The organism is Exiguobacterium sp. UBA3491 (assembly GCF_002377745.1).
Lineage (GTDB): Bacteria > Bacillota > Bacilli > Exiguobacteriales > Exiguobacteriaceae > Exiguobacterium_A.
On sequence record NZ_DFQK01000032.1, the window covers coordinates 554,589 to 556,751 of the forward strand.

The window sequence follows — 2,163 nt, forward strand, 5'->3', positions numbered from 1 at the left end:
CGATGACATGATCAAAGTTTCGAATCCCCAAACTTTTTAAAACGTTCTCATCGGTCGTATCGGCAATGACAGAATGTGTCGCAATCCCCATGAATTCGTTGACACGTTCCTCATCGGAATCAATTGCCAAGACATCATAGCCGTTTTTCGATAATTCGCGGACAATCGAGCCACCAAAACGCCCTAGTCCGATTACTGCAAACTCTCCATTCATTTTCACAACTCTCCTTCACAATCGCTCTTCCTTAGTAGTGTACCCGATTCAATTTAAAAATACTATAAACGCCTCTGCGAATCGCAGAGGCGTTTATCCATTCATTATTTTGATGATTTTCCACGTACATAATCGTTATCGAACAAGAAGAGCCGTAAAATCAAATACAACGCCGGAATTAAGAGTAAAAGTCCGAAGATGAAAACGACGACGAGTGCGGAAGCCATCGTTTCGTTTACGACTGCTTTGTTGATATCGATATATGGATACAAGATATACGGCAAGTGTGTATATCCGTAACCAAACCACGCGACTGCATATTGTAGCATGACCGCGACGAACGCGATGCCATAGTTTTTCTTCATATAGACGAGTGTCACGGCAATGAGGAAAAATAAGAAACTAGCAGCGAACCACCACCAGTTGCCGTTTAGGATATTTTCATAATGCCATGCTGCTTGGTTCTTCAGTCCAAAGAAGACGAGCGCACAGACGAGGATTGTTGGTCCACTCCAGAAGAGTGCCCATTTCCGAATAAGCGGCGTAGCTCCCTCATCTTTCGCTTTATCCGCGTAGAATAAGAGGAACATCGCGCTGATGTATAAGACAGATACGATAGCGAGCGCTACGACCGTCCACGAGTAAAAGTTCGAAAATAATTTCGTTCCTAAAAACTCAACTGTATCATTCGTTTTGCGGATGAAACCACCTTGACTGATCGTCAATGTCGTCGACATCGCAGCAGGAATCAGCAACCCTGTCGCTCCATATAAAAATGTGTAGAACATGCTGTCATTTGATCCATAATTGGCGAACGCATAAAAACTACCACGAATCGCAATCAAGACAAGAACAATTGACGCTGGTACGAGTAGTGCCGTACCGAAATAGTAAGCGGAGTCTGGGAAGAACCCAACTAGTCCTACGAAGAAGAATACGAAGAAGACATTCGTTACCTCCCAAACAGGAGAGAGGTAACGAAGAATCAATCGATTCGTCAGATGATCCCGCTTCGTATATTTTGAATAAAAGGCGTAAAATCCAGCACCGAAGTCAATTGAGGCAACGATGAGATATCCGTACAGGAAAGTCCAAAGGACCGTGATCCCTAGTGTTTGAACGTCCAAATCGTTCCCTCCTTACTTGTTATCATCCACGAACATTGCTTCACCGCGTGCATGGTGGTTTTCAGCAAGTTCTTGAAGTTCTTTTCCAACCGTGTTTTTCTTAAACATCCGTAATAAGACGACCGTACAAATCGTGCCAAGCAACAAGTACAATGCACTGAATAAAATGAGCATCGGACCAACCGCTGTTGAAGTCGTCGCCGCGTCCGCTGTTCGCATGATACCGTAAAGCGTCCAAGGTTGACGACCAATCTCAGCGTACATCCATCCCGCTTCGATTGAAATCATCGCTAACGGACCACCGATGAACACCCCTCGTAAAATCCACTTATTATATGGATTCAATTTTTTCAATCGGAATGCCAAGATGAACAAAGCAGAGATAGCAGTCAAGTACATCCCAATCGATACCATGATATCAAAGAAATAGTGGACGATCAGTGGTGCTTGATCTTCTTTTGCGAATTCGTTTAAACCGATGACTTCCGTATTCGGAGCCCCACCTGCAAGAATTGAGAGCGCATATGGGATTTTGACGGCTCCTTTGATTTCATAACTGCCGTCTTCTTGCTGATCAAGTATCCCACCAAAAATCAATTCTGCTTCATTTGTCGTATCAAAATGCCATTCCGCAGCTGCTAGTTTTTCTGGCTGGTATTTCGCTAAATATTTCCCTGAGAAGTCACCGACAAGTGCTGTCGAGAACGCGAAAATCAGACCAGCCATGACAGTGAGACGAAGAGCTTTCTTATGATATGCCGTCTCTGCTGCTGAGAGTGTCTTTTTGCGAAGCAAATGGAACGCCGCGATTGCTGCCAAGAT

3 protein-coding genes are annotated in these 2,163 nt (G+C 44.2%); all 3 read right to left on the reverse strand.

All coding sequences use genetic code 11. The features are described 5' to 3' along the window. On the reverse strand, positions 1–214 hold a 214-nt coding region (locus tag B4F99_RS15315), incomplete at its 3' end, for an NAD-binding protein (protein ID WP_290759425.1). A gap of 104 nt (positions 215–318) precedes the next feature. Further along, a complete protein-coding gene (locus tag B4F99_RS15320; protein ID WP_035406681.1) occupies positions 319–1,341 on the reverse strand; it encodes a cytochrome d ubiquinol oxidase subunit II in 1,023 nt (340 codons plus the stop codon). Positions 1,342–1,353: 12 nt separating this feature from the next. Further along, positions 1,354–2,163: cytochrome ubiquinol oxidase subunit I (locus tag B4F99_RS15325; RefSeq protein ID WP_290759428.1), on the reverse strand; the 810-nt coding region annotated here is incomplete at its 5' end.